General features: G+C 59.6%; 22 protein-coding genes. 14 read left to right on the forward strand and 8 right to left on the reverse strand.

The annotated features are described in order from the left end of the window. Positions 1 to 60: 60 nt before the first annotated feature. Entirely contained in the window at positions 61 to 1,527 is a 1,467-nt protein-coding gene (locus JTP94_RS16655) for an alpha-glucosidase/alpha-galactosidase (protein ID WP_204851595.1), read from the reverse strand. Positions 1,528 to 1,772: 245 nt separating this feature from the next. Here JTP94_RS16655 and JTP94_RS16660 point away from each other — a divergent pair, with 245 nt between their 5' ends. Together JTP94_RS16660 and JTP94_RS16665 are read left to right on the forward strand one after the other, a co-directional pair. Then, positions 1,773 to 2,642 carry an AraC family transcriptional regulator gene (locus JTP94_RS16660; protein ID WP_210384206.1) on the forward strand — a complete coding sequence of 290 codons (870 nt, stop codon included), beginning with the start codon at positions 1,773 to 1,775 and terminating at the stop codon, positions 2,640 to 2,642. Positions 2,643 to 2,841: 199 nt separating this feature from the next. Next, positions 2,842 to 5,085, forward strand: a complete 2,244-nt coding sequence (locus tag JTP94_RS16665; protein ID WP_204851597.1) for a glycoside hydrolase family 2 protein — start codon at positions 2,842 to 2,844, stop codon at positions 5,083 to 5,085. A gap of 85 nt (positions 5,086 to 5,170) precedes the next feature. Here the strand turns inward: JTP94_RS16665 and JTP94_RS16670 are convergent, their stop codons facing one another. Next, complete coding sequence (locus tag JTP94_RS16670) at positions 5,171 to 6,082, reverse strand: GntR family transcriptional regulator (protein WP_204851598.1); 912 nt, start codon at positions 6,080 to 6,082, stop codon at positions 5,171 to 5,173. 382 nt (positions 6,083 to 6,464) lie between these two features. On the opposite strand from JTP94_RS16670, the gene JTP94_RS16675 reads away from it, so the two are divergent. From JTP94_RS16675 to JTP94_RS16690, 4 genes are all read left to right on the forward strand, one after another. Beyond that, positions 6,465 to 7,484, forward strand: a complete 1,020-nt coding sequence (locus tag JTP94_RS16675; protein ID WP_204851599.1) for an aldo/keto reductase — start codon at positions 6,465 to 6,467, stop codon at positions 7,482 to 7,484. A 181-nt stretch (positions 7,485 to 7,665) separates the two neighbouring features. Beyond that, positions 7,666 to 8,655 carry an ABC transporter substrate-binding protein gene (locus JTP94_RS16680; protein ID WP_204851600.1) on the forward strand — a complete coding sequence of 330 codons (990 nt, stop codon included), beginning with the start codon at positions 7,666 to 7,668 and terminating at the stop codon, positions 8,653 to 8,655. 92 nt (positions 8,656 to 8,747) lie between these two features. Beyond that, complete coding sequence (locus JTP94_RS16685; RefSeq protein ID WP_204851601.1) at positions 8,748 to 10,304, forward strand: sugar ABC transporter ATP-binding protein; 1,557 nt, start codon at positions 8,748 to 8,750, stop codon at positions 10,302 to 10,304. A 24-nt stretch (positions 10,305 to 10,328) separates the two neighbouring features. Next, positions 10,329 to 11,300 (forward strand): ABC transporter permease, encoded by a 972-nt coding sequence (locus JTP94_RS16690; RefSeq protein ID WP_204851602.1) that lies wholly within the window; start codon positions 10,329 to 10,331, stop codon positions 11,298 to 11,300. 15 nt (positions 11,301 to 11,315) lie between these two features. On the opposite strand, the gene JTP94_RS16695 is transcribed toward JTP94_RS16690, so the two are convergent. The 4 genes from JTP94_RS16695 to JTP94_RS16710 form a co-directional block, all read right to left on the reverse strand. After that, positions 11,316 to 12,317: an acyltransferase gene (locus tag JTP94_RS16695; protein ID WP_204851603.1), complete on the reverse strand. Its 1,002-nt coding sequence runs from the start codon at positions 12,315 to 12,317 to the stop codon at positions 11,316 to 11,318. Further along, entirely contained in the window at positions 12,314 to 13,606 is a 1,293-nt protein-coding gene (locus tag JTP94_RS16700) for an O-antigen ligase (protein ID WP_204851604.1), read from the reverse strand. The genes JTP94_RS16695 and JTP94_RS16700 overlap by 4 nt, the downstream gene beginning before the upstream one ends. A gap of 9 nt (positions 13,607 to 13,615) precedes the next feature. Continuing rightward, positions 13,616 to 14,890, reverse strand: coding sequence for a polysaccharide biosynthesis/export family protein (locus JTP94_RS16705; RefSeq protein WP_204851605.1), 1,275 nt, complete (start codon positions 14,888 to 14,890; stop codon positions 13,616 to 13,618). A gap of 86 nt (positions 14,891 to 14,976) precedes the next feature. Next, positions 14,977 to 15,657: a sugar transferase gene (locus JTP94_RS16710; RefSeq protein WP_204851606.1), complete on the reverse strand. Its 681-nt coding sequence runs from the start codon at positions 15,655 to 15,657 to the stop codon at positions 14,977 to 14,979. A gap of 727 nt (positions 15,658 to 16,384) precedes the next feature. Here JTP94_RS16710 and JTP94_RS16715 point away from each other — a divergent pair. Together JTP94_RS16715 and JTP94_RS16720 are read left to right on the forward strand one after the other, a co-directional pair. After that, positions 16,385 to 16,675: an exopolysaccharide production repressor protein gene (locus tag JTP94_RS16715; RefSeq protein ID WP_204851607.1), complete on the forward strand. Its 291-nt coding sequence runs from the start codon at positions 16,385 to 16,387 to the stop codon at positions 16,673 to 16,675. A gap of 88 nt (positions 16,676 to 16,763) precedes the next feature. Next, positions 16,764 to 17,771, forward strand: a complete 1,008-nt coding sequence (locus tag JTP94_RS16720) for a glycosyltransferase family 2 protein (RefSeq protein ID WP_204851608.1) — start codon at positions 16,764 to 16,766, stop codon at positions 17,769 to 17,771. Positions 17,772 to 17,785: 14 nt separating this feature from the next. Here the strand turns inward: JTP94_RS16720 and JTP94_RS16725 are convergent, their stop codons facing one another. Continuing rightward, positions 17,786 to 18,730: a polysaccharide pyruvyl transferase family protein gene (locus tag JTP94_RS16725; RefSeq protein WP_204851609.1), complete on the reverse strand. Its 945-nt coding sequence runs from the start codon at positions 18,728 to 18,730 to the stop codon at positions 17,786 to 17,788. A gap of 87 nt (positions 18,731 to 18,817) precedes the next feature. After that, positions 18,818 to 19,777, reverse strand: a complete 960-nt coding sequence (locus tag JTP94_RS16730; RefSeq protein ID WP_204852304.1) for a glycosyltransferase family 2 protein — start codon at positions 19,775 to 19,777, stop codon at positions 18,818 to 18,820. A gap of 768 nt (positions 19,778 to 20,545) precedes the next feature. Between JTP94_RS16730 and JTP94_RS16735 the strand changes: the two genes are divergently transcribed. The 6 genes from JTP94_RS16735 (at position 20,546) to JTP94_RS16760 (ending at position 26,709) form a co-directional block, all read left to right on the forward strand. Next, entirely contained in the window at positions 20,546 to 21,631 is a 1,086-nt protein-coding gene (locus tag JTP94_RS16735; protein ID WP_210384177.1) for an acyltransferase, read from the forward strand. Positions 21,632 to 21,635: 4 nt separating this feature from the next. Further along, the gene (locus JTP94_RS16740; RefSeq protein ID WP_204851610.1) at positions 21,636 to 22,439 is read left to right on the forward strand and encodes a glycoside hydrolase family 16 protein; all 804 of its coding nucleotides are present in this window, start codon (positions 21,636 to 21,638) and stop codon (positions 22,437 to 22,439) included. Positions 22,440 to 22,545: 106 nt separating this feature from the next. Beyond that, positions 22,546 to 23,757 (forward strand): glycosyl transferase family 1, encoded by a 1,212-nt coding sequence (locus tag JTP94_RS16745; RefSeq protein WP_204851611.1) that lies wholly within the window; start codon positions 22,546 to 22,548, stop codon positions 23,755 to 23,757. Further along, positions 23,754 to 24,752: a glycosyltransferase family 2 protein gene (locus JTP94_RS16750; RefSeq protein ID WP_204851612.1), complete on the forward strand. Its 999-nt coding sequence runs from the start codon at positions 23,754 to 23,756 to the stop codon at positions 24,750 to 24,752. Before JTP94_RS16745 ends, JTP94_RS16750 begins: the two co-directional genes overlap by 4 nt. After that, positions 24,749 to 25,687: a glycosyltransferase family 2 protein gene (locus tag JTP94_RS16755; RefSeq protein ID WP_204851613.1), complete on the forward strand. Its 939-nt coding sequence runs from the start codon at positions 24,749 to 24,751 to the stop codon at positions 25,685 to 25,687. Before JTP94_RS16750 ends, JTP94_RS16755 begins: the two co-directional genes overlap by 4 nt. Continuing rightward, the gene (locus JTP94_RS16760) at positions 25,684 to 26,709 is read left to right on the forward strand and encodes a glycosyltransferase family 2 protein (RefSeq protein WP_204851614.1); all 1,026 of its coding nucleotides are present in this window, start codon (positions 25,684 to 25,686) and stop codon (positions 26,707 to 26,709) included. The genes JTP94_RS16755 and JTP94_RS16760 overlap by 4 nt, the downstream gene beginning before the upstream one ends. Position 26,710: the final 1 nt, after the last annotated feature.

The following is a 26,710-nucleotide window of genomic DNA, read 5'->3' on the forward strand; positions in this document are numbered from 1 at the left end:
CGGCGGCGGACCTCCCCTGAAGTCACCGCCGCTTGGCCTATTTCCCAAATCCTGCCTGCATCAGCCGGCCTGTTTCAGGGCCGCCTTCTCTGCCCGCAGTTCCTCGATCGAGCGGACGTTGCGGCTGGCCGCACCCTTCCAGTCGCGCGTCTTGACCTTGCCGCGCGACAACCGATCCTTGGCTCCCTCCACCGCATGCGCATATTGCGGCAGCCAGCGGGCTTCGGCCACAACCATCTCGTCGACCATCTGCCAGACCTCCTCCGGTGTGGCGATGGCACCGACCAGCGGGTCGTGCAGGACCGCAAGCTTCAGCAGGTCGATATCGCCGCTGATTGCGGCGTGCACCGACATGCGCTGGACGTTGATGGACGAGATGCAGGTTGCCGCGCAAGCCTCCGGCAATGTGATGCCCGCCACCATGTTGATGCCGAAGCGATCGACGAAACCGGGGGATTCGATGATGGCATCATCAGGCAGATTGGTGATGACGCCATTGTTCTTGACGTTGAAATGACCACGATAGACGCGGTTGGTCTCCAGCGCCTCCAGGATATGGCTCGCATGCTCGTTGGAGCGCTTGGCTGGATCGATCAGCTGCGAGGCGCTTTCGAGGATCTGCGGAAATTCCGTCTCGAACCAGTTGCGAGTCTCGGTCGAGTGGCGCAGGTAGCCGCCCGTCTCGCCGTGGATCCAATCGGACATGTCGATCCACCGGTTGATCTCGTCCGGCCGCTTGCGATACCAGGGCAGGTATTCGGACAGATGGCCGTTGCTTTCGGTGGAATAGACGCCGAACCGCTTCAGCACGTCGATGCGCAATTTCTCCTGCTGCGAAAAGACCGGATGCGCCTCGAAGGCGGCAATCAATTCGTCCTTGCCGATCTTGCGGCCGTTGAGCCGCAGGTCGACGAACCATGTCTGATGGTTGATGCCCGAGCAGATATAGTCGAGTTCGCTTTTGTCCTTTGCGCCGAGCACCTCTGCGATCTGTTCGGCGCCATGCTGGACGCCGTGGCAAAGACCGATCGTGTCGACCTTGCCGTATTCGATCGCCGCCCAGGTATTCATTGCCATGGGGTTGGCGTAGTTCAGGAACTTGGCGCCGGGTTCGGCGACCTCGCGAATGTCCTTGCAGAAATCGAGAATGACCGGGATGTTGCGCTGGCCGTACAGGATGCCGCCGGCGCAGATCGTATCGCCGACGCACTGGTCGATGCCATATTTCAGCGGGATGCGGATATCCTCGGCATAGGCTTCCAGGCCACCGACCCGCACGCAGCTGATGATATAGCGCGCACCATCCAGTGCCTCGCGGCGGTCCGTGGTGGCGGTGACGCGTGTCGGCAGCTTGTTGGCCTCGACGATCCGGTCAAGGATCGCATTGATCATCGTCAAATTGTGCTCGCTAAGGTCGGTCAGCGCGAACTCCACGTCGCGAAATTCCGGCACGCAGAGAATGTCGGTAAACAGCTTTTTCGTGAAGCCGACGCTGCCGGCACCGATAATGGCGATTTTGAAACTCATGATCCTCACCTTCAGGTCGATCGAACAAGCAGCAGCGGGGAAGACGACAGTATTTTCGTCCCATGATCGCAGCGGTTGCGAGACAGGGCGGAAATCGTGATTTTTCCTCCGTCCGCCGATCCTCTTCGGCGGGCAAGTGCTGTTTTCTGGCGGGATTATGCCTATAATAACCGGGCCGAACAGAGAACAATTATGCTTTCAAGGGTAATTTTGTGCTGCAGGAATTGATCGATAATGGCCAGATCATGCGGACGGTTTCGCTGCCGCGCGGACGCCACCGGCTGCATGCCATGCCGACCAGCGCCGGCTATGAAATCAGGGACAACGAGCTCTACGATTGGGACGGGCGCCGGCGCGGCCAGACGCCATTTACGGTGCTGCAGCATACTATCAGCGGCAGCGGCCGGCTGCGCTATGAAAACCGCAACTATCGCCTGGGCGCCGGCGATACGCTGCTGGTGCTCGTGCCGCACAATCACCGTTACTGGCTGGAAAAGGGCGAGCGCTGGGAATATTTCTGGATATCGATGAACGGCGAGGAGGCGCTGCGCATCCATCGCCTGATTCTTGCGGCAGCCGGTCCTATCCTGCGATTGCAACAGGCTACGATCGATCATCTTGCCGATTGCAGCCTGCGGCTCATCGCGGGGGCCAAGACGCCGGCCTCGGCTTCGGCCATCGCCTATGAGGCGGCCATGGCGCTCTATGACGACGTCTTCGGTTCGCATGCCTTCGCCGCCGACCGCTCCGCCATGCAGATCGTCATCGACTATATCGGCGCCAATCTCGACAAGCCGCTGCCGGTCAGCGAGCTTGCGAAGGCGAGCGGTCTCAGCCGCGCGCATTTTTCCCGCGTCTTTGCCGAAAGCGAAGGCGTGCCGCCGGCAGAATTCGTGCTGCAGCAGCGCATGCAGCGGGCGGCGAAGCTCCTGACGAAGGCAGCCTTCATTCCCGTCAAGGAAGTGGCGATCATGTCGGGCTTCGACGACGCCAATTATTTCTCCAAGGTGTTTCGCCGCATCTACGGCATCAACCCGACCGAATTCCGCACGACAGGCATGTATGCCGCGGTGCGCAGCCCCACCGAGGAGACGAAGAGCGGACGAGGCCGCTAGACCGATCGCAGGCAACGTCACGAGCGTTGCGGCCGGCAATGTTTGGAAATTGAAAACCGCCAACCGGTCGCATTGCGCTGATATCGCGAGCCTGTATAGATATCGCCCCGAGGTGACCAGCCAGCGTCGCCGTGCGTCTGCTTTTCCAGCCAACATATGTTCGTCCCGGATGCGACGGGCTCTATCGATAGGATTGAATATGCGTTCTGTTGTCGCCTTCAACGAATCCTGGACGTTCCGTGAAGGGTTCTCGCCCGCAGATGCCGGCCGCCCGCAAGGGGGGCAGATCGTCACGCTGCCGCATAACGCAGTCGAACTGCCGTTCAACTATTTCGATGAGAAATCTTATCAGCGCGCTTTCACCTATCAGAAGATATTGAACTGGAGCGACGATTTTGCCGGGCGGGAGGTGTCGCTGATCTTCGACGCCGCCATGGCCGATGCCGTCGTCTATTTGAACGGCGAGGAGATCGTCGCCCACGAGGATGGCTACACGCCCTTCGAGGCGCGCTTGACCGGCCGCCTGCGGCAAGGCGAGAATCTTCTCACCGTCAAGATCGATGGCAGCGAGAACCCGGAAATCCCGCCTTTCGGCGGCCGGATCGATTATCTCACCTATGCCGGCATCTATCGCGATGTCTGGTTGAAGCTCGCCGCTCCCGTATCGATCGCCAACATCAAGGTCGAGACCGGCAATGTGCTTGCCGATCTCAAATCCGCGACGGTGCGTTGCGATCTGGCAAATCCGCAAGACCTGGCTTTCAAGGGCATGGTCACCGTCACCCTGCGCGCCGCCGATGGCACAGTCCTGGCTTCGGCACATGCCGAAACCTCCGGTGAGAGCGTGACGGTCGCGTTCGATCGCTTGACTGGCATTTCGCTTTGGGACCTCGACAATCCCGCGCTCTATGCGGCCGAAGTCGAGCTTACGACCGATCATGGACCGGATCGCCACGCCACCACTTTCGGATTCCGTACCGCCACCTTCACCGCCGAGGGCTTTCTTCTGAACGGCAGGAAGCTGAAATTGCGCGGGCTGAACCGTCATCAGGCTTTCCCTTATGTCGGCTACGCCATGGGCCGGTCGGCGCAGGAGCGTGACGCCGAGATCATGAAGCAAACGCTGAAGTGCAATATCGTGCGCACCTCGCATTACCCGCAGTCGAAGTGGTTCCTCGATCATTGCGACCGCATTGGCCTTCTGGTTTTCGAGGAGATCCCAGGCTGGCAGCATATCGGCGGAGAGGAATGGCAGCAGGAAGCGATCCACAACGTGCGGCGCATGATCGAGCGTGACTGGAACCATCCCTCGATCATCATCTGGGGCGTGCGCATCAACGAATCCCAGGATTCCCATGATTTTTACGCCGAGACGAACCGGCTTGCGCGCGAACTCGATCCGACGCGCCAGACCGGCGGCGTTCGCTATATCACCGAGAGCGAAATGCTCGAGGACGTCTATACGATGAACGATTTCATCCTCGGCAACGAGGAACTGCCGGGCGCCAACCGGCCGCGCACGCCGCTGAGGCCACAGCAGGAAAATACCGGTCTTTCCAAGGACGTGCCCTATCTGATCACCGAATTCGGCGGTCATATGTACCCGACGAAGATCTACGATCAGGAGCAGCGCCAGGCCGAGCATGTGCGCCGGCATCTGGAGGTGCTGAATGCCGCCTATGGCGATCCGTCGATCTCGGGCGCCATCGGCTGGTGCATGTTCGACTACAATACCCATAGCGATTTCGGCTCGGGCGACCGCATTTGCTACCACGGCGTCATGGACATGTTCCGCGAACCGAAATTTGCCGCTTACGCCTATGCCAGCCAGTGCGAACCCTCCGAGGAGGTCGTGATGAAGCCGGTGACGATCTGGGCGCGCGGCGAGCGCAATATCGGCGGCGCCTTGCCGCTCATCGTGCTCACAAATTGCGACGAAGTCGAGCTGCGTTATGGTTCGCTTACCAAGCGCCTCGGCCCGGATCGCGAGACCTTCCCGCATCTGCCGCATCCGCCCGTCGTTTTCGATCACCGCAATTTCACTCCCGACGAGTTGGGTGTGTGGGGCATGGAATGGGAGGACGTGCAATTCACCGGCTATATCGACGGCAAGCCGGTGGCGGCGCTGAAGATGGTTGCCAATCCGCTTCCGACCACGCTTCAGGTCGAAGCCGATGCCGATACCTTGCACGCAGGTGAGCGCGATACGGTGCGCGTCATCGTCCGCGCGCTCGACCAGGCCGGCTCGCGGCTGCCCTTCCTCAACGATATCGTCACCATTACCATCGATGGCCCGGCGCGGGTGATCGGTCCACAGGCGGTTGCGCTCCAGGGAGGCACGACCGGTTTCTGGCTTCAGGCAGCGGGTGAGGCCGGCGCGATCACGATCGAGGTTTCGTCTTCGCGTTTCGCGAACCGTAAGCTGACGCTGACGGCGCAGTGACCAACGGAAGAGGCGATCGCGATCGCCTCGGTCGGTGAGATCCCGGGGACGCCCGGCGAAGGAAGGCCGGGCCGGTTTGCCGCTTTCAGGCGGCCGATCCGGCAAGCTCGGTTGCGGTCTGCGGGATCGACTGCAGCAGCGTCTGCCGCGCAGAGGCGAGATGGCTGCGGCAGGCGGCGTCGATCCGTTGCGGGTCGCGCGATTGCAGCGCTTCGATATAGTCGAGATGTTCGGCGATGGCGCGCGCGTTGCGTTCGCGGGCGAACGCCTTGTTCCACTGATAGTGATAGTGGAACACGATGGCGATAACATCGTAGAAATCGGCGATGAAGCGATTGTTCGAAGCGCGATGGATGAGCAGGTGAAACTTCTCGTCGAGGCGCGAAAAGTCACGGTAGCGCACGTCGAAATCCTCGATCAGGTCGTGATGTTCCCGCTCGATCGCCTTGAGAGCTTTCCACGCATGATGATCCGGGGGCAGGCGACCGAATTCGGCCGCTGAATGCATTTCGAACATTTCCCGCACATCGGCCAGTTCCAGTGCGAATTCCCTGGTAAAGCCCTTGAGGATCCAATGGCTGTTCGGTCGTTTCTCGATCAGGCCGAAGCGGCTGAAGCGGATGAGGAATTCGCGCACGACGGAGGTGCCGGTGCCGATCTCGCGTGCCAGTTCCAGCTCGTTGATCTGCATGCCGGGCTGCGCCTCGTCGGACATGATGCGCAGCATGAAGCTGCGCTCGATGATATCGTGCAGCGAATTGGTTTCTTCCTCCGGAAAGAAATCGGCCTGCGTTGGCTGCCGCAGCACCGTCTTCTGCCGCTTGTTCCAGAGAATGATGCCAGCGTCACTTAGACGCATCAGGATGGCTCTCGCCGTACTGCGGCTGACGCCGAGTTCGGCGGCGATGTCGGGCTCGCTCGGCAGCGCGGTATCGGCCTTCAGACCGGCCGCATAGCGGTTGTACGCCTCCTTGAAGAGCGTGTTTTGTCTTGCCATTTCCCCCTCGCGTATCGTCGCCGCTCTTTGTTGGCGGCGCTGTCTGAACCATGATCGGATGGCAGTCAATTGCAGGAGTATTGTTGGAACCGTCTTGGCCGCCTTCCTCCAGGGCGGTCAGCGATTTCCTCGTTGACTTCAAAATGTTTATTGTAGATAAAAAACAAAAGCAATTGGCGAATGGAATGTTGAAAACTTCCCGTTACGCCAATGACCAGGGAGGAGAAGTGAATGACCGGTCCCGGATCCTTCTGCCTGACGGCAGCGGCCAGCCATGATTCCGGCCTTGTCGCCATCGATGGATATTGCAGGACATAAGTGTTCGGGCTTCAGTGGCCGGATACGATGGAAATTGAAATAGCGTCATCACAAGGGAGAGGTGATGAAGAGAAGAACAATCGGCAGGACAGGCCTGGAGGTCACCGAAATCAGCTTCGGCGCTGCGGCCTTGGGCGGTCTCTATCGTGCTTGCCCCCGCGACCAGGCGATGGAGACTTTGCAGGCTGCCTGGGACAGCGGCATCCGCTATTTCGATGTCGCACCTTGGTATGGTTTTGGTCTTGGCGAGCGCTATGTCGGCGATTTCCTGCGCGACCAGCCGGAAGACAGCTATGTGCTTTCGACCAAGGTCGGACGCTTGATGCGCCCGGTGCCGAGCGACAAGGTGCCGAACTACGGCTATGTCGATCCGCTGCCGTTCGATGCCGACTATGACTATTCCTATGACGGCATCATGCGGTCGGTGGAATTCAGCTATGCCCGCCTCGGCCTCAACCGCATCGACATGCTCTACGTCCACGACATTGGCGGCTATACGCACGGCAAGGCGCTGAACGAGCGCTATCTCGGCCAGCTCCTGGGATCCGGATTGAAGGCGCTGGAGGAGCTGAAATCATCAGGCACGATCAAGGCCTATGGTCTCGGCGTCAACGAGGTGCCCGTTTGCCTCGATGTCATGCGTGCAGCCGATATCGACTGTATCCTTCTGGCGGGCCGCTATACGCTGCTGGACCGTTCCGCAGTCGCGGAGCTGCTGCCACTTTGTGAAAAGAAGGGCACGTCGCTGGTCGTCGGTGGCGTCTTCAATTCCGGTATTCTTGCGACAGGCCCGGTGCCCGACGCGCATTTCGACTATCTTCCGGCAACGCCGGATGTTCTGGCCAAGGTTGGTGCGATGGAAGAGATCGCACGCAAGCATGGCCTATCGCTTGCCCAGCCGGCACTTCAGTTCCCGTTGCGCCACCCTTGCGTGGCCTCGGTTCTGATCGGCACGGCGAAAGCGACAAGTCTCGTTCGCAATATGCAGCTCGTGGAACCTCGGCTTCCCGGCAGCCTCTATGCGGAATTTGAAGGATTGACCCTGGTTGCACCGCCGTTGGGAGACGAGGCTGTCCGGGTGTAGGCAGAGATAGTAGCTATCGGGCCGTCGGGAGAGACGGCTTCGAGGAGGAGGAAAGCCTGTTTTGGCGTCGGTGGCCAATGCCGCTGCGCGATGTGTGATGCCTCAGGGCGTCACGATACCGAGCCGTAAGCGTTCAACGGCGGGTGTGCAGGAGAACAGAGCGCGTTGAGAGGAGAAGCAGATGAATATTGCCAAGTCACTTCTGACCCGTCGCAGCCTTGCCGGTCTTGCCGGCGCTGCCTTCATCGCAATGGCCATGCCGGCGCAGTCTTTCGCGGCCGATGTGACCATTCCCATCATCGTCAAGGACACGACGTCCTTCTACTGGCAGATCGTTCTCGCCGGCGCACGCCAGGCGGGCAAGGATCTCGGCGTCAAGGTGCCGGAACTGGGTGCGCAGGCTGAAACCGACGTCAACGGTCAGATCAGCATTCTTGAAAACGCCGTTGCCGGCAAGCCGGCCGCAATCGTCATCTCGCCGACCGAGTTCAAGGCGCTCGGCAAGCCCGTGGACGAAGCAGCGAAGTCCGTTCCGATTATCGGCATCGACTCCGGCGCCGACTCTAAGGCTTTTAAGTCATTTCTGACCACCGACAACACTCAGGGCGGCCGTATTGCTGCTGATGGCCTTGCCGCTGCGATCAAGCAAATGACCGGCAAGGATGAGGGCGATGTCGTCATCATCACCAACACGCCCGGAGCTGGTTCTCTCGAACAGCGCCGCACGGGCTTCCTGGATCAGGTCAAGACCAAGTATCCGGGCCTGAAGGTCGTCGCCGACAAGTATGCTGACGGTCAGGCAACGACCGGCCTCAACATCATGACTGACCTGATCACGGCAAATCCGAAGATCGTTGGCGTCTTTGCCTCCAATCTGATCATGGCGCAGGGTGTCGGCCAGGCCATTGCTGAAAACAAGCTCAGTGACAAGGTCAAGGTCATCGGCTTCGATAGCGACGACAAGACCCTCGGCTTCCTCAAGAGCGGCGCCATTGCCGGTCTCGTCGTTCAGGACCCGTACCGCATGGGGTACGATGGCATCAAGACCGCTCTCGCCGTCTCCAAGGGTGAAAAGGTTGAAGCCAACGTCGACACCGGCGCCAACCTCGTGACCAAGGCCAACATGAGCGATCCAAAGATCGAGGCCTTGATCAACCCGAAGGTCAAGTAAAGCCTTGAGGCCGCGCCCGATCCATCGGGCGCGGCCTTTTCGTCTGTCCGCTTCTTGGGCGGCCGCGCGGTGATGCCAGAGGGAGGAGACCCATGACGAGCCTCGAAGAAATCAGCCATCGGCACGATGACACGATCAAGACGGAAGCAAGTCGCGTTCCGGCCGGCTCGCCTATCCTCGAACTCAAGGGATTGCAGAAGCGCTATGGCTATGTCGAGGCGCTGAAGCCGGCGACGATCACGTTTCTGGCCGGCGAAATCCACGCCATTGTCGGCGAAAATGGTGCCGGCAAGTCGACGCTCATCAAGCTCCTGACCGGCGTCATCACCAGGACGGCTGGCGAGATATTCTGGTGCGGCCATCCCGTCGCTCTTGCCAATCCCAATGAAGCGATCGCGCGCGGCATCAACGCCGTGCATCAGGAGGTCGTCCTTTGCCCGCATCTGACGGTCGCGGCCAATCTTTTTCTCGGTGATGAAGTCAATCGCTTTGGCCTGATGCGCAAGAAGCAGATGGTCGCTATGGCCCAGACGGTGCTTGACGACCTCGGCTTTGGGCTGCCGGCCGCCGATCTTCTGAGCTCGCTCACCATTGGTCAGCAGCAGCTGGTCGCAACCGCCCGCGCCGCCATGCGTGGCACGCAGTTCCTGATCTTCGACGAGCCGACCGCCTATTTGACGCGCAAGGAATCGGCACAGCTGTTCAAGCTGATCCGCCGGTTGCAAAGCGAAGGCGTGACGATCGTCTACATCAGCCACCGCATGGAGGAGGTCTTCGAGCTGGCCGACCGCGTGTCCGTGCTGCGCGACGGCACGCATGTCGGCACCCGCCTGATTGCCGAGACCAATGACGACGAACTGATCAAGCTGATGATCAATCGCTCTATCGAACAGATCTACCACAAGGAAGAGATCCCGATCGGTGAGCCCATCCTGGAGACGCGCGGCCTTTCGGGTCCCGGTTTCGAGGATGTCTCGCTGACTGTGCGAGCCGGCGAGATCGTCGGACTTTATGGGCTGATTGGAGCCGGCCGCAGCGAATTCGCGCTCGGCCTCTATGGCCGTCAGCCGGTCTCGGCAGGCGAGATCTATTGGCAGGGTCGCAAGGTCGAAATCCGTAACGAGCGCGACGCCATGGATCTCGGTATCGCGCTCGCGCCGGAGAGCCGCCGCGATCAGGGGCTCTGCCTCAACCTGCCGATCGGCCTCAACATCAATTTGCCTGTGTTCGGGCGGCTGAGCCGCGGTCCGATCATCAACAACAAGAGCGAGGCTGCTAATGCTGACAAGCAAATCCGCGATCTCAGCATAAAGACGCCCAGCCGGCGGGTCCTGGTTTCCGCCATGTCCGGCGGCAATCAACAGAAGGTGGTCATCGGCAAATGGCTGAGCCACGGCGCCAAGCTTTTCATCTTCGACGAGCCGACGGTGGGTGTCGATGTCGGCACCAAGGCAGAGATCTACCGGCTGTTCGCCAAGCTGCTTCGCAACGGTGCAGGCATCATCGTCATCTCCTCCTATCTGCCGGAGGTTTATGAGCTAGCCGATCGTCTGCATGTCTTTCGCCACGGCCAGCTGGTCGCCAGCCATGATTTTCACGCTGCCACGCATGAGGAAGTCCTCGGCGAGGCGATTGCGTCTGAGCGATAATAAGTAAAAAGAGGGAGAACAAGAATGGCCGCGAACACCACAGAAGGCCCAGCCGTTGCACCGCGGCGTAAGATGAATATCCTCTTCAGCCTGACGCTGATCCTGCTTTTGATTGCGCTATGGATCGTGCTCGGCTTCTCGACAGACGTGTTCTGGACGCAGCTCAACATCACCAACCTGGCGCGCCAGGGGTCGATGACGGCCATTCTTGCGCTTGGACAAACCTTCGTCATCATCACCGGGGGCATCGATCTTTCCGTTGGCGCAATCGTCGGCTTCTGCACCGTGGTGGTCGCCTGGCTGCTCCAGGCCGGAGTACCGGTCTGGGCCGCTATCCTCATCACCTTGCTGTTCGGGGTTCTTATCGGGGCATTCCATGGCTTCGGCATCGTGCGTATGGGTTTGCCACCTTTCATCATCACGTTGGCGACGCTGACGTCCCTGCGCGGCATCGGCCTGCTGATCACCAACGGTTCGAGCATCAACATCGTCAATGACGCTTTCACAAATTTCGCGGTCGCCGATTTTCTCGGTATTCCGAGCCTGTTCTGGATGGTGATCGTGGTGGCGGTTCCAGCCGTCGTCTTCCTGCATTTGAGTCGTTGGGGCCGTTATCTTTTCGCCGTCGGCTCCAACCGCGAGGCGGCGCGCCTGTCCGGCGTCAATGTCAACAGGATGATCTATTTCGCCTATATACTGTCTGGAACCTGCGCCGCCTTGGTCGGTGTTCTGCTTGCCTCGCGCATAGCTATCGGCAATGCGACCCAGGGCGATGGCTGGGAACTGCAGGCGATCGCATCGTCGGTTATCGGCGGCACCAGCCTGTTTGGCGCGATCGGCTCCGTCTATGGCCCGCTGATCGGTGCCTTCATTCTGGCCACGATCAACAACGGCGCCAATCTCTTGAACCTGAACTCTTTCTGGCAGCGCATCATCACCGGCGCGCTGATCATCGTGATCGTCTATTTCGATCAGCTGCGCCGCCGGCGCATGTGACGTTGGATCATGCCCTCACGCTGGCGAAGGGCGTGCTCTTCGCCAGCTGACGTTTCGCAACACATTGCGCATCGGCTTTTCGACAAGCTCATAGGCAAGGATGCCGAGCAGGGTGCCCGCTATCGCGCCGATGAAGGCGGCGACATCGGAAGGAATCGGCGTGGAGGCGACGAGTTTCGCGATTACCGAGATCGCCAGGGTATGCCAGAGATAGATGGAATAGGAGCTGTTTCCGAGATAGGTGAACGGCGAAATCTCCGGCAGCCTGCCACTGCGCTCCACCGAAACCATGCCCAGCACGAGCGCGATGGCGAGCGGGCCGCAGGTAATCTCGTTGAACTCGAAGCCGAATATCTCGATTGCGGCAAAGCCCGAGATCGATGCGATGATCAGGGCAAGACCGAGGCCAGCGCCGGGAACATTTCCCTTGAGCCACAACTGGCCGAGGATGGCACCAGCCACGAATTCCAGGATGATCGGCCTCGTATAGGTGGCAAGCATAGGCGATTGCGGGGCAAAGATTGCGCCGACAATGACGAAGGCGGCAAAGATGCCGATCATGCCGCCAAGGCGCAGACGCCGCGGCAGGAACAGGCAGGCTGCAAAGAGGACATAGAAGAACATCTCGAAGTTCAGCGTCCAGCCCTGCACCAGCACCGGCCAGATCTCGCCGTTGCTCGGCGAGCGAACCGGAATGAACAGGAGCGAGCCGGCGATGTGGCCTGCCGTCAGTTTCATGCTCGGGAACAGGCCGACGATCGCGCCGACGATCATGATCGCCGTGACGATCCAGTAGGATGGCGCGATCCGTTGCAGGCGGTCGAGCAGGAAGCGCAGTGGCGTCACCGGCCGGCGCTCGCTCATGGTCCACATGATGAAGCCGCTGATGACGAAGAAGACGTCGACGCCGGCAGCCCCGATCCGGAAATGGCTTCCGCTGCGCTCAGCCGCATGGAACAGCACCACGGCGAGGGCGGCAAAGGCGCGAAGATATTGGATTCCGTAGAGCGTTTTCATCGACCGGTTCGCGGCTCCCAGTTCGCTGGTGGCGCAAATTCCATCCGGTCGTAAGACCCGAGAGGGTCGGCTTTCGGCACGCGCGTCCGCATCGATAGCTTTCCTGCCGCGAAGTAGAACAGGAAAGAGCCGACATGATACGGGTTGAGAATGTCGATCTCGACGAAGGAGCGGATCAGAAGCAGTGTCGCTACACCCAATAGCACGTAGGATTCGTCGTTCCTGTTGTCGCTCAAGAAGCGACTGATATGGCCGATGACCGTCGTCAGCAGTATCGAGGCAAGCAAAAGGACGCCGACCAGCCCGGTTTCGACTGTCGTTTCGATATAGGTGTTGTGAAAATGGAAGCCCGTGCGCGAAGCGATGTAGAATTCTTCCCACAGGCGCTCCGGTTCGGAAAAGCCCTGGACCCAATAGGCCTGATAGCCGACCCCGAAGAAGGGGTTCAATTGCGCTGCCGCGATACCCTGTTGCCAGAGATAGGTACGGCCCGTCAGTGTCGAATCCTTGCCGAAGGCGCCGAGCACGAGATCGACAGCGCCGAGATAGACGCCGGCAACCGCAAGGACGACGCCGGAAATGGCCACCGCAGCAAACAACGACTTGCGCTGCTTCGGCGACAGGAAAAGAATGATGCGCATGCTGAGACCGAGCATCACGACCAATCCCGTGGTGAGGACCGAAGTCGCCGACTGCGAGGCAAGCAGACAATAGGCTGAGAGCAGTCCGGCAATTCCCGCGCCGACCATCCAGATCCGACGTTCGCCGAGGATGAAGACGGCTGCAAAGGCGAAATAGATGCCGAGCGAGGCATAGAAGCCAAGCTGGTTCTTCGAATCGAAGGCGCCGACGAAGCTGAAGGTCCCGTCGATGGGGTCATACGCATAATATCCGAACAGAATCGAATAGATGAGCACGAGGCCGGTGCCGGCGATCGCGCCGCGCGTAAGCGTGCGAATATCCAGCGTGCGCATGGCGATCAGGGCGCAGATGATGTGCGTCATATATTGTATCGCCGCTCGCGCGGTCACCGAGGGTACGGCCGACCAGAAGATCGAGAGGCAGGTCAAGACGCCGAACGCGAAAATCCAGAGCTGCTTCTGGTAGCTGCCCAGCACGTTGCGATAGTCCATCAGCACAAGCGGGAACCACAGGGCGTAGTAAAGCAGAATGGACGGCTGGCCGAAGCGGGAGGAATAGGCAAAGACGAAGAAAGACAGGGCAGTCGCCACCATGCCGTAGGTAGCGTTGCTTCCCGGCCGGACGAAGACCGATTTGGCGATCCGCATCAGCTCTCCTTATCGCATTGCAAGACCGGTGCTGACCTTGATGAGGTCACCGGGCAGCACCTGGGTGTTCTCCTGGGCCGTAATTTCCTTGGTCTGGCCGTTGTCGTCGCGAATGATCGTATAGACGACGTTGACGTCCTGGCCGTTGCCATCGAGGTTGCTGGCATCGGCCGATTGGGCGACCGCTTCCTGCATGAGGGACTGGCTGGTGGAAAGCTTAAGCTGCAGCGTTTCCAGCTGCGTGTCGGTGTCCTGCATATCCTGCGCCAGGGATCCCTGCCAGTCGTTATGCAGAGTAATCTCGTCCTGGTTGGCCTTGTTGATATCCTGCTTGGCTTTGAGGGACGTCGTCTCGGTATCCAGAAGGGTGGCCTCCAGATCGGAGGCGCGCTGCTCGGCGGAGATCCGGCGGGAGGCAAGTTCCAGCCCCCTGTCGGCGAGGCTTTCGACCTTGTCGCGGTCGGCCTTGGCTAGATCCAGCTGACGGCTCTGCGTATCGGTCTTCTTCGCGAGAGTTTCCACTTCGTTCTGCAGAAGTGTCTTCAGATCTTCCAGGGATTTCAGCTGCGTCGTCATGCGCTGGCTGCGTGTCTGCATCAGCGCCTTCTCGCTTGCGAGCAAGGCTGTCGCTTGCGGCAATTGCTTGAGTTCCGGTGGGACTTCGATCTCGTCCTTATTGGTCAATTCGGCCAGCAGCCGGGCTTTGCGCATCAGCAGGCGTCCGCGTTCGGCCATATAGACGACCGCATCACCCTTGGCGTTGATGAAATCGCGCGCAAAGCGCTGGCCTGCATCCGCACGGCGCATGCCGCCACCGAGGCTCACGGCCTTAAGCACGGTCAGGTTGGGCGCAAAGGGAAACTCACCCGGATTTTGGATCTCTCCGGAAAGGTAAATCGGTCGAAACTGCGACATTTCGACGGAGGCCGAAGGGCGGTCGCGCAGGCCGAACTGCTTCTGCAGCCCGATGCCGATAGCCTCGGCGATCTGATCCGTCGTCTTGCCAATAGCGGGCATATCACCGATGAAAGGGATGGAAATCGAGCCGGAAGGGCCGACCGTATAGTCGCCCGTGACCACCGACCAGTCACGAATGGTGCCTTCGGCGGTCTGCCATTCGGCAACACGGACATGCAGCTTGTCCATGACGCCCAGATGATATCCGGGAATACTATCGGCGTGGGCCGCGGCCGACACCGCGCAGAGGCAGACGGCGGCGAAAGCTACGCGCCGAAAAGATGTGTTTACGCGAACAAGCCTCTTCAAAGGCCGAAATTCAATCATGCAGGATCTTCCCTGTTATTGGATCGCAGTCCCGCCAAGTGCGGGAATGCCGCAGGAAACCTCCTGCGGGTATCTGCCGGTCGTTTTCAGTAGCTGCCACGCGAAAGGCAGACTGCAGGAATGGTTTTGGCGATGATCATCATGTCGCTGCTGAGTGACCAGTTCTTGACGTAATGCGTGTCGAAGGCGACACGGCTGGCATAGGAGACGTCGTTGCGGCCGCTCACCTGCCAGAGGCCTGTCAGGCCCGGGCGGGATTGCAGATAATAGATGGCGGACGTTTCATAGAGTTCGAGTTCGTCTTCCACGACCGGGCGTGGGCCAACGATACTCATTTCGCCGCGGATGATGTTGATGAGCTGTGGCAGCTCATCGAGGCTGAGCTTGCGCAGCACCGCACCGACAAGAGTGACGCGGGGATCATTCTGCAGCTTGCGGGTAGCGCGCCACTCGTCCATCGCTTTCGGATTGGCCTGCAGATAGGCCTGCAGCACCTTGTCGCCGTTGACGACCATGGTCCGAAATTTGAGGCAGGGGAAGCTTTTGCCACTGTGGCCGATACGGCGGTGGCCATAGAAGGCTGGACCGCGATCAGAAAGCTTTACCAGTAGCATCAGCATCAGGAAAAGCGGGCTGATGAGGACCAGAGCGGTTAGCGCGGCAGAGACGTCGAAAATGCGCTTCAGTACTCCACCAGTTGGTGGAAAGACGTCGCTTTCCGCGGCGCTGAAAAAAGCCGGTGTGGCCGATCTCGTCGCAGACTTCATAGAGAAAGCTCCATTTATGTTGGCGATTGGTCGGGAATTCTCGGACGCGTAACTAGAGCTAAGATAGCCGGAGTGTAGGCCGGGATTTTGACTTTTTGCGCCAAACTTTTGTAGCGATATGGTATGGAGGTATGGAGTTACCGCTCCATCGATGCGCATGTTTAATTTAGTGATTATTTATATGCGGATTATACTGTACTAAACTCCGTATAACTGCCCTATTGGTAGTTCTCTCGCCTAGTCGATCGTTATTTTGCAGAATGTTATAGGTGCGAGGGTTAGTTTGTTCATTGTCAGACGCATGGCTAGCCTCTAGGCGCTCTTGCCTGGCCGTCCGCTAACTTGATTCTCCGTGGGGAATATTGCATTGCAGCAATATATTGCGATGCACATGCCGGTGCGGGCTATCTTGGGACTTTGTAATAAAAGTTGATTGAATTGTCGGCGAGCCGGCATGATGAAGACGGCCAATTTGTGTCCAAAAGATTGCGGATTGTTGGCCAGTCTTCCCTCGGTTGCATCGAAGAAAAAGAACAAATTCAATTGTAATTATAATCGAGGTGTAGTTTTAACGGGCGCGGGGTTAGGATCGTGTCAATTCGTAACGGATCGTTGACACTTGGTTGAATTTCAATGAATCATAAAATATATTTGGCATTCAGGTCTGATAAGGGAGGAAAGACCTTGATCGCTTTTTTTGTAATGTTTGAGCGGGCGAGGTAGCACTATGTATGCGCCGCGCGTTTTCATTAGCATGCTGGGCACGCTGGTCGTATTTGCTGTCGCGACCTACTTCCTGACGAATTCTCTTTCGACGACACTGATCGAAACGGCGATTTGCGCCGTGCTTCTGCAGATCGGATATTTCCTGGGCGTGCTCTATCTTGTTTGGAAAGAGCGCAAGGAGCGCGATGGGCTGTTGAACAAAGACAAGGTGGCGATGCCGGTTGCGGAGGATGCCAAGGTCGGCGGCCTGCCGGCACCCAGCCTCAATCGGTCTGAGCCGTTCAATCCCTGACACCGGGATATCAGATATCTTTTGGCGACCGAACGGTTGTCGGATCGCAGCCATGTCCTAAGTCTTCGGCAGAACCATGGAGACTGATGTGACTGACAGTGCCGGAAAAAGCGTCTGTGTAATCATCGCGGCAAAGAATGCCGGCGAGACCATTGGCCTGGCCGTCGCGTCGGCGCTTCGAGAGCCCGAGGTGGCGGAAGTCGTCGTCATTGACGACGGTTCGACTGACGGTACCGCTGCGGCGGCCAGCAAGGCCGATGACGGCAGCGGCAGACTGACGATTTGCGAATTCGAGAAGAATCGCGGTCCGGCGGCAGCGCGCAACCATGCCATCGAGGCCTCGCGTGCCCCGCTGATCAGCATCCTCGATGCGGATGATTTCTTCTTCCCCGGACGCTTCAAGTCGCTGCTTGCTGCGGATGACTGGGATTTCGTCGCCGACAATATCGCCTTCGTCAATGCCGATGGGGTTTCGGATGCCCATACCAGGCTCGATCATTTCGATGCGAAGCCACGTTTCCTCGATCTCGTTGCCTTCGTCGAGGGCAATATCTCCAAGCGGGGCGTCCGTCGCGGTGAGATCGGCTTTCTGAAGCCGCTCATGCGCCGCTCCTTTCTGGATGCTCATGGCTTGCGATACAATGAAACGCTGCGCCTGGGCGAGGATTACGATCTTTATGCGCGCGCTCTCGCCAGCGCGGCGCGCTACAAGATCATCCATAGTTGCGGTTATGGCGCAGTCGTGCGCAGCGATTCCCTCAGCGGTCGGCACAAGACCGAGGATCTGCGGCGGCTCTACGAGGCTGATCGGGCGATTCTGGCAAAAGGCGGCCTCTCACCGGCCGACGCGGATGCGCTCCGCCGCCACGAGCGGCATATTCGCGACCGCTACGAGCTGCGGCATTTCCTCGATATCAAATCGCAATCGGGTCTGGGTGCTGCGGCCTCCTACGCGCTTCGCCATCCCTTTGCCGTGCCGGCCATAGCAGGCGGGATCTTCGCCGATAAAACCGAGCGCTTCCGCAAGGGCGGCGCGCCGATCGCGCATTCGGGAGCGAACGGCCTGCGTTATCTTTTGCAGGCCGCTCCGGAATAAGGACTTACCCCGATTTACAGGTAGTCGCGCCGCACGCCCTCGATCACATCAAGCAGGCGCTCCTTGCAGGAGGCGAGCGCGCTATCCTTGCTCAGCTGTGGCTTTGCCTTGCTCGCCTGCCACAGCGCGAGTGCTGAAGGCATGGCAAGCGCCTGCTTCGCCATCACCCGGAGCGGGGTCTGTTCAGGGTCGGCGAGTAGGATGCTTCCCCCGTGCCGCTGCTTTTCAAGCTCCGCTGCAGCCTGTTGATCGCGCTCGAAACCGACGCCCCAGAAGCGGGCGCCCTTGGCGATCGCCTCGGCCCGGGTGGAGACCGGAATGTGCTTCGGCGCATAGGTGATCCCGAGGGAGCGCGCCCAGTCGTTCCATTTGAAGCTGTTGATCGAGCGCGAGGAGCTGACCGCGATCCACGGCACGCGGAAGGCATCGGCAAGGATTGCGCCATGCATGGACTCCGCGACGATCAGCTCGGATGTCGCAAGCTCGCGGATCACGGCTTTGGCCTCGCCGCGTGGATCGAGATAGGAAAGGCCGACCGTCTTGCAGATCTCAGGCCAGAGACCGGCGGCCGCCGACTCCCAATGGGGTATGAAGGTGCGCCTGCCTGATTTCGGCAGGTTCTGGAATTCCGGCATCTCCGTCACGAGTACGGCCGGATCGACAATGCCCATCTCGGCGGGCAGGCCGGCTTTTTGCGCCGTCAGCGGGCCGCGCACACTGCGGACGTCCCATTTTGACTTGTCGCCCGTATCGGGAAGCGAACCGTAGCCGAAGCCGCTGCCGATGACGAGCTTGTGGCCGTCGGTCGGCAATATCTCCGTATTGAGAACGGTGCCGACGCCGACCAGCAATGTTTCATCATGAACGTTGCGAAGGCCGGGAAGTAGAAAATCCCAGAGCCAGAGATTGAGATCGTCACCGAAATTGCCATGGGTAGATTCCCAGTGGAACGGCTTCATGCAGGACTCCTTGCTGATCCAAACGATAGCGGGGCATGCCGTGGCTCTTTCAATGCGGCATGCGCAGCTTATGCTGCGCTGCAAAATCTAGGGCGCGAGCTTGCCCACGGCAAGCTTCATCGCGCTTTGTAAAATAACAGGGTCGCGCAAGGCCCATTTCGCCAGCAGTCCGAATTGCGGCATTTGCCGCCGCTTGACCTGCCGCGCCTGGCTCCAAAGCGCCTGGCGGCGGGCACGATTCTTGTAGAGCCGAATGGCGGCGACATCCTGCGGCCGGCGCGAAAATCTCTGTTCAAGCGTATTGAGTGCCGTCCATGTGTTGAACTGCTGACGCAAGAACTGCGGTGAATCATTGTCGATGCTGTGGAAGATGTTCACGCCTTCGCCGCGCACCGCACCGGCGTCCTCGCACAACAACACGCGCTTGGCCGCCAGGACGCAGTCGCAAAAGAAAAGAACGTCTTCGGCTGCCAGCCGCAACGTGGGTTCAAAGCGGATCTTCTCGAAGAGGGGGCGCCCGATCACCATGCAGGACATGTGCAGAAAGCTCCAGTCCTGCAACATGACGCTGGCGATATCGGGGATCTCGATCACCGAGGGCCTCTCGGAGATCCGCACGTTCTTAGTCGATTTTTCGAGTTCCGCGATACCGAAATGGTAGTAAAACTCGTCGCCTCCATCAATGGAATCCCAGTAGCAATCGGCATCGTGCCGCGTCAGCGTCTCGAATGCATTGTGTAGGTGATCCGGCGCCCATTCATCATCGGAATCGAGAAATGCCACGAACCGGCTTTCGGCCGGCACATTGTCGAGACCGGTGTTGCGCGCCCCGCCCGGGCCGGCATTTGCCTGGCGGATCACCTTGATGCGTGCTCGCTCTTCACTGCTCAGCGACTGCAGCTCGCCTTCCACTGCAAGTGGTGATTCATCGTCGACGATGAGAATATCGAAATCCTGAAACGTCTGCCGAGATATCGACCTCAAAGCGCGTTGCAGAATGCCCGTCTGCTTCTGATAGAACGGAATAACAATCGTGATCGATGCCATTTTCCCGCCTTTACGGTTTTTAGTCCAAGAGTTTTCGGCCTCATCCCCCGGGGACGTAACCATCGGCTTTTCGGCTGTCTCCATCACCGTTCACAGGCAGTTTGCCCGGTGATGGATGCTGCCACGACGCCAACAGGTAGCGTTCATTCGATGCGGAGCAATGTCAAAGAGAGCGTTTTATCGAAGATTGTGCTCGGATAGTGTGAAGCGCCGGTGGGCGCATGCTGTCGAATGGCGGTGAAAGCCGCGCGATCCGGGAACGGTCTTGTCATCGAGTTTCCAGGCGGCATCGGCGCCGCCAGCTTGGTCTGGCTACAGCCATGAGAGGTGCATGGTCGCACGAATTTCCCATCAGGATTGAAACATTGTCGTATTTTGGTCATGCTTCATCGCGAAATCCTACCGCGATGCAAAAAAATCTTCACCTTCCGGCAAAAAAATAGAGGCTGTGTGAAGAGTATATACCGCGTCGCGGTCAAAATATTTAAATTTGCTTAAATGCCTTTGGCTCCATAGGTTTTCTGGCATCTAAATCGTTTGGTTCGGTCTTTTCCTCGGCCTCGAACCATCGCGTTGCGGCCCGATCAGACGCCGTTTGACCCTCATTTTTGCTGCACTGCCATATTCCCTTTCCCAAGAGCGCCCTAGGTTATCGTGTGCGGGCTCTGCTCGACTCTGATTGAAATGGCTGCGAGGGGGGTGCGGCCCGAAAAAGGGGTGACAGACATCGTGAACGTGACTGCCAACGTGTCTTCGCGGATAAACCTCATGCGTTTTGTGCTCATCTCGGGCATCATATTTGTTCATATTCCATTCGATGCGGATAGTAGCCCGTTCAGCGACGCCTACGGCCTGTTTGACTGGATTCGGGTTTTTCTACGCGAGAGTCTGTTTCGCGTCGGCGTTCCCTGCCTCAGCGTTATCTCAGGCTATCTGCTGTTCCGTCATGGAGCAGTGTCATTGGACTATGGCAAGACCATCCGGCGCAAGGTGAAGACGGTTCTCCTGCCATTCGCCTTGTGGAACTGCGCTTTCTTTCTGTTCGTCCTGGTCCTGCAGAGCTACGGCATCAGCGACGGCTATATGCCTGATCTGTCGAGCGCCAACCTGCACACGCTTTCCACGCTTCTGTTCGCGATCGACGGCACGCCGATCAATCTGCCGCTGTATTTCCTGCGTGATCTGTTCGTCTGCATCCTGCTGTCGCCGCTGCTGGCTTTTCTCATCCGCCGCGCGCCGCTGGTAACGCTGGCGTTCCTGTTGCTGCTCGCGGCATTGCCGGTGCCGATCGGTATCGTGCTCAGGAATTCCATTCTCTTCAGCTTCGCCTTCGGCATCTATCTCAGTATGTATCGCGTCGATGTCACGGTCATGGACCGCTATGCCGGCCTCATCGGTCCCGCCTTCATTGCGCTCGCAGCGCTCCTGGCAACTGCTTCCTACATGACAGGCCCCGGGCTGCCGCTATGGCTCGAAGTCAGTCGCAATCTGATGGTGCTCGTCGGTATTCCCGGCTTCTGGGCGCTGTCGGCGATCTTGATCCGCAGTCGGATCGGACGAGGATTGGCAGAAACCGGCGGATTGAGCTTCTGGATCTTCTGCGCCCATTACCCGCTGTTGTTCTGTCTCTGGGTCCTCTGGAACCGCGGCGGCAGCGATCTCTATCCGATTTTCTACCTCACGGCAGCGCTCCTTGCTTTGCTGCTGCTGCCCCTGACCAACGGCATGGCGCGTTACGCCCTGCCGTCCTTCTACAACCTGCTGACCGGCAGCCGGACAAGGCCACTGGCCGAACTCCGTGCGGCCGGGAACCGTGCCGCCGAAGACCGGCGGGTGCGTTCCGAGCAAAGGTGATGCTATGATGACATCGACAAACCACGCACGAAAACTGGGCCTCGTCTCCCTCGCTCTCCTGGGTGCCTGCTTCATTCCGCAGGTTGCGTCCGCACAGGACGATCAGCCGACGGGCGGCTCTTTCGTCGACAATTTCGAGCGCCTCGACACCAGCCGCTGGTATGTTTCCGATGGCTGGAACAACGGGCCGCACCAGAACTGCACCTGGTCGCGAAAGCAGGTTGGTATCAAGGATGGAGCGCTGCAATTGCAGTTCATCCAGTCGAAGACAGGCGAGCGCAACTACGCCTGCGGCGAGATCCAGACGACCAAACGCTATGGCTACGGTACCTATGAGGCGCGCTACCGCACAGCGACCGGGCCTGGCCTGAACTCAGCCTTCTTCACCTATATCGGCCCGACCGACAAGAAGCCGCACGACGAGATCGATTTCGAAGTGCTCGGCAAGAATGCCGGGCAGGTGCAGGTCAACCAATATATCTCCGCCAAGGGTGGCAATGAGAAATTGGCCCCGGTCGCCGGCGGTGCCGACCAGGGTTTCAACGACTACGCGTTCGTCTGGGAGAAGGACCGCCTGCGTTACTATGTGAACGGCAAGCTCGTTCAGGAGGTGACCGATCCTTCGAAGATACCGACGAACGCACAGAAAATCTTCTTCAGCCTTTGGGGCACAGACACGCTGAGCGGCTGGATGGGCAAGTTCGCCTATAGCGGCCAGCCTGCAACCATGCAGATCAAGCGTGTTGCCTTCACCGCGCCGGGAGAAAAATGCCTGTTTCCGGAATCGATCACCTGCAAGCTCGACTGAACCATGCCGGCCGCCAAGCGCATTGTGCGGCCGGTGAAGACGCCATGATGCAACACCAACCATACCAGGCGCCCGGTTTCTACCGGGCGCGAAAGCGGAAATCTTGATGCTGCATATTCTATATTTCGTCCACGATCTTGCCGATCCTGCCGTGCGCAGGCGCGTCCTGATGCTGCAGGCTGGCGGGGCTCTGGTGACGCTCGCGGGCTTCCGGCGTGACGACAATGCGCTCGCCGCCATCGATGGCATCGAGCCGATCGAGCTCGGCCGCACACGTGACGCCCAGTTTGCGCAACGCATCGCGGCCGTTGCCAAATCGGCAATCAAGCTGCGCCACGCGTTGCGTTCGGTTCCAAGGCCGGATGTCATCATCGGCCGCAACCTTGAAATGCTGGCTTTGGCCAATCGCGCCAAGTCTGTTTTCGGCGGCGACATGCCTGTCGTCTACGAATGCCTGGATATTCACCGGCTCTTGCTTCGCGATGATGCGCTGGGTGGTACGCTCCGTGGCGCCGAGCGCCGTCTCGGCGCGCAAGCGGCGCTGCTCATCACCAGTTCGCCGGCCTTCGTCGAGCGTTATTTCAAGCCGCGTTCCGGCTTGCATCTGCCGATCATGCTGCTCGAAAACAAGGTGCTGGCACTCGAGGCCGCCGCAGCGCGCAATGTCGCGCCGGCCGCGCGGGTGCCTGCTCGCGGCGAGCCCTGGAAGATCGGTTGGTTCGGTGCTCTGCGTTGCCGCAAGTCACTGACATTGCTGGATCAATTCTCGCGCCGGATGGAAGGGCGTTTCGAGATCGTGCTGCGCGGTCGGCCGGCCTATTCGGAGTTCGACGATTTCGACGGCATCGTGCGCGACGCGCCTTTCATGCATTTCGGCGGCGCCTACAAGAACCCCGAGGATCTTTCGGCGATCTATCACGACGTCCAGTTCTCCTGGGCCATCGATTTCTTCGAAGAGGGTCTGAACTCCAGCTGGCTCCTGCCGAACCGCCTTTATGAGGGCGGTCTCTACGGCGCCGTCCCGATCGCCATGGATGGCACCGAGACGGCGAGGTTCCTGGCAGGCCGGAAGATCGGGCTCACGCTCGACAAAGCCGACGCCGCGCATCTTGCCACCCTCCTGGGCGACATGGATGAACAGCGCTATCTCGCCGCTTTCGGCGCCGTGGCTGCCCAGGATCGCAAGCAGTGGATGACCGATCGCGCCGACTGTCAGGGGCTGGTGCTACGGCTGGCATCCCTGACGCGCGCCAATGAGCAGATCACCGAATTACAGGCCCTCCCGCAACTGAATCGCAATAGAGGTGGATTGCAATGACGACCGTAAGTCCCATGGATATGCGTTGCCTGATCGTTATTCCTTGCCTCAACGAGGAGAAGCATATCGAGCCGCTGATCGGCAAGCTCGGCCGTGCTCTCGATGAGCTCGACGCCAGGATCGTCGTCGCCGATGGCGGCAGCACGGATCGCACGCGCGACATCGTCAGGGAGATCGCCGCCAACGATCCGCGCGTCCTCCTGCTCGACAACCCTAAGCGGCTGCAGAGCGCCGCCATCAATCTCGCCATCGAGACCTTGGGTGACGGCTATGAGTTCTTCATCCGCATCGATGCTCATGGCGATTATCCGGCCGATTATTGCCAGACGCTGGTGCGGGAAGCCGGCGCGACCGGCGCGGATTCCGTCGTCGTCGCCATGCGCACCATGGGCTTCAGCGCATTTCAGAAGGCAACGGCCGTGGCGCAGAATTCCAAGCTCGGCAATGGCGGTTCGAAACATCGCGAAGGCGCCAAGGGCCATTGGGCTGAGCACGGTCATCATGCGCTGATGCGCGTCGCAGCCTTCCGCGCCGTCGGCGGCTATGACGAGACCTTCAGCCACAACGAGGATGCCGAGCTCGACTACCGGCTGCACAAGGCCGGTTTCCGCATCTGGCTCACCGACAAGACGGCCATGACCTATTACCCGCGCTCCAGTGTCCCGACGCTTTTCCGGCAATATCTCGGCTATGGGCGCGGCCGTGCCCGTAATATTCTCAAGCATCGCAGCATGCCGAGCCCGCGCCAGATGCTGCCGCTTGCCGTGGTGCCGATTTTCATCGGTGCTTTCCTGGCGATCATCAACTGGATCGCGGTCATTCCGATCAGTCTTTGGGCTGTCGCCTGCATCGCCTACGGCTTCTGGATCGCGCTCGGCGAGAAGAACCCCTATGGGCCGCTTGCCGCCATCTCGGCCATGGTCATGCATTTCGCCTGGTCGATGGGCTTTTGGATGGAAGTCTTCAGCTTTCGCAATCGCAGGGTCGCGGCATGACGCAAACTCACCGTCGCACCATAAAGATTGATATTGCAGTCTGCACCTACCGCCGTGCCGAGCTGGATCAGACGCTGCTGTCGCTTGCGGTGCTTGCCATTCCGGCCGGCGTGCAGGTCCGCATCATCGTCGCCGACAACGATGTGACGCCGAGTGCACGCGATCGTGTCGATGCCATGCGTTCGACCGTTTCCCTTGAAATCGCCTATGTGCATTGCCCGGCATCGAACATCTCGATTGCCCGCAACGCCTGCCTGGATCATGCGACCGGCGATTTCATTGCCTTCATCGATGACGATGAGACGGCCTCGGAGGACTGGCTGGCGGAATTGCTCGTCATGGCCGACACGACCGGTGCCGATGCCGTTCTCGGTCCCGTCAAGGCCGTTTATGCGAATGTCGCTCCTGCCTGGATGCAGCGCGGCGATTTTCATTCGACTTTGCCGGTCTGGGTCGCAAGTGAGATCCGCACGGGTTACACCTGCAATGTTCTGTTGCGCCGCAGCGCGCCTTCGCTTGCCGGTCGTCGGTTCAATATCGCGCTCGGACGCAGTGGGGGCGAGGACACCGAATTCTTTGCCCATATGCACGGGGCGGGCGGCCGGATCGCCTTTGCCGAGGATGCCCTGGTCTACGAACCCGTCCCCAATGGACGCGCAACGGTTTCCTGGCTTGCCAAGCGCCGGTTCCGCATGGGCCAGACGCACGGGCGCATGCTGCTGGAAGCCGCAGCAGGCCTGGGGCGCTGGCGCGCGATTGCGCTTGCGGGAACCAAATCCGCCTATTGCTTCGTTGCAGCCGCTCTGCTCGCCGCCTCTCCCGTCAAGCGGCATCGCTATGGTCTGCGCGGCATCATGCATGCCGGTGTCGTCAGCGGCCTCTTCGGGGTTCGTGAAATCGAGCAATACGGAAATCTGGAGAAAGCACCGCAATGACGGATTTCATCCCCGATGTCAGTTTCGTCATCGCTGCCTACAATGCGGAGGACACGCTCGTGCGCGCCATCGACAGTGCCTTGGCCCAAGGTGCTGTCAGCATGGAGGTCATCGTCGTCGATGATTGCTCGACCGATGGCACGCGCGAGATTGCCGGCAATCATGCCGATCCGCGCGTTCGCCTCGTTGCCATGGCCCGCAACAGTGGTCCGGCCGCGGCCCGCAATGCCGGTCTCGACGCCGCTCATGGTCGCTGGGTGGCCGTGCTCGATTCAGACGACGCGTTGCGCCCGGATCGTATGGCGCGCCTGATCGGACGGGCCGAAAAAGCCGAGGCGCAGATCGTTGTCGACAATCTCGACGTCGTCCGCGAGGATGTCGGGACGATCATTCCCATGTTTCCCGAAGCGGCGCTGGCACGCCTGCCGGTGCTGACGCTGGCGAAGTTCATCGCCTCGAACATGATTTTCCGGTCCGAACATAATTTCGGCTATATGAAGCCGGTCTTCGAACGCGCCTTTCTCGAGAAGCATCGCCTGCGCTTCGACGAGACGCTGCGGATCGGCGAGGACTACATCTTCCTTGCCTCCGCACTTGCCAGAGGCGGTGTCTGCGCGGTCGAGCCGACCGTCGGCTATCTCTATTACATTCGAGACGGATCGATCTCTCGGGTTCTGAAGAGAGAACATGTCGAGGCCATGCTTGCCGCAGATACCAAGTTCTTCGCCGAGCATTCTTTCGGTTCCGTCGCTCTTGCCGCCCAGCGGCAGCGTACGCGCAACCTGAAGGATGTTCTGGCCTTCCTGATGCTGGTCAACAGCATCAAGGAGCGCGAACTGCCGAGTGTGCTCAAAATCGCGTGCCGCAATCCACGCGCGGTCCGTCACCTGAGCATGCCGATTGCAGCCCGCCTCCGCCGTCTGGCCGCCTCCCTGCGCGGCGGCCGTCAGCCTGCGCCCACCTCTCAACTCTCCTCGCCCCTGCCCAATATGGGCGCAGGCCCTCACTCTAACAAAGGATAGA

It is taken from the genome of Martinezella lusitana (assembly GCF_016901135.1).
Taxonomy (GTDB): domain Bacteria; phylum Pseudomonadota; class Alphaproteobacteria; order Rhizobiales; family Rhizobiaceae; genus Rhizobium; species Rhizobium lusitanum_D.

What these genes read in the sequence shown, in the direction of transcription:
- JTP94_RS16670 (WP_204851598.1), bottom strand. Translation starts at nt 6,082, where the DNA reads ATGGCAAGACAAAACACGCTCTTCAAGGAGGCGTACAACCGCTATGCG.
- JTP94_RS16695 (WP_204851603.1), bottom strand. Translation starts at nt 12,317, where the DNA reads ATGAAAACGCTCTACGGAATCCAATATCTTCGCGCCTTTGCCGCCCTC.
- JTP94_RS16665 (WP_204851597.1), top strand. Translation starts at nt 2,842, where the DNA reads ATGCGTTCTGTTGTCGCCTTCAACGAATCCTGGACGTTCCGTGAAGGG.
- JTP94_RS16735 (WP_210384177.1), top strand. Translation starts at nt 20,546, where the DNA reads ATGCGTTTTGTGCTCATCTCGGGCATCATATTTGTTCATATTCCATTC.
- JTP94_RS16660 (WP_210384206.1), top strand. Translation starts at nt 1,773, where the DNA reads ATGCGGACGGTTTCGCTGCCGCGCGGACGCCACCGGCTGCATGCCATG.
- JTP94_RS16685 (WP_204851601.1), top strand. Translation starts at nt 8,748, where the DNA reads ATGACGAGCCTCGAAGAAATCAGCCATCGGCACGATGACACGATCAAG.
- JTP94_RS16690 (WP_204851602.1), top strand. Translation starts at nt 10,329, where the DNA reads ATGGCCGCGAACACCACAGAAGGCCCAGCCGTTGCACCGCGGCGTAAG.
- JTP94_RS16730 (WP_204852304.1), bottom strand. Translation starts at nt 19,777, where the DNA reads ATGGCATCGATCACGATTGTTATTCCGTTCTATCAGAAGCAGACGGGC.
- JTP94_RS16760 (WP_204851614.1), top strand. Translation starts at nt 25,684, where the DNA reads ATGACGGATTTCATCCCCGATGTCAGTTTCGTCATCGCTGCCTACAAT.
- JTP94_RS16715 (WP_204851607.1), top strand. Translation starts at nt 16,385, where the DNA reads ATGTATGCGCCGCGCGTTTTCATTAGCATGCTGGGCACGCTGGTCGTA.
- JTP94_RS16725 (WP_204851609.1), bottom strand. Translation starts at nt 18,730, where the DNA reads ATGAAGCCGTTCCACTGGGAATCTACCCATGGCAATTTCGGTGACGAT.
- JTP94_RS16710 (WP_204851606.1), bottom strand. Translation starts at nt 15,657, where the DNA reads ATGAAGTCTGCGACGAGATCGGCCACACCGGCTTTTTTCAGCGCCGCG.
- JTP94_RS16740 (WP_204851610.1), top strand. Translation starts at nt 21,636, where the DNA reads ATGATGACATCGACAAACCACGCACGAAAACTGGGCCTCGTCTCCCTC.
- JTP94_RS16755 (WP_204851613.1), top strand. Translation starts at nt 24,749, where the DNA reads ATGACGCAAACTCACCGTCGCACCATAAAGATTGATATTGCAGTCTGC.
- JTP94_RS16655 (WP_204851595.1), bottom strand. Translation starts at nt 1,527, where the DNA reads ATGAGTTTCAAAATCGCCATTATCGGTGCCGGCAGCGTCGGCTTCACG.
- JTP94_RS16705 (WP_204851605.1), bottom strand. Translation starts at nt 14,890, where the DNA reads ATGATTGAATTTCGGCCTTTGAAGAGGCTTGTTCGCGTAAACACATCT.
- JTP94_RS16700 (WP_204851604.1), bottom strand. Translation starts at nt 13,606, where the DNA reads ATGCGGATCGCCAAATCGGTCTTCGTCCGGCCGGGAAGCAACGCTACC.
- JTP94_RS16680 (WP_204851600.1), top strand. Translation starts at nt 7,666, where the DNA reads ATGAATATTGCCAAGTCACTTCTGACCCGTCGCAGCCTTGCCGGTCTT.
- JTP94_RS16675 (WP_204851599.1), top strand. Translation starts at nt 6,465, where the DNA reads ATGAAGAGAAGAACAATCGGCAGGACAGGCCTGGAGGTCACCGAAATC.
- JTP94_RS16745 (WP_204851611.1), top strand. Translation starts at nt 22,546, where the DNA reads ATGCTGCATATTCTATATTTCGTCCACGATCTTGCCGATCCTGCCGTG.
- JTP94_RS16750 (WP_204851612.1), top strand. Translation starts at nt 23,754, where the DNA reads ATGACGACCGTAAGTCCCATGGATATGCGTTGCCTGATCGTTATTCCT.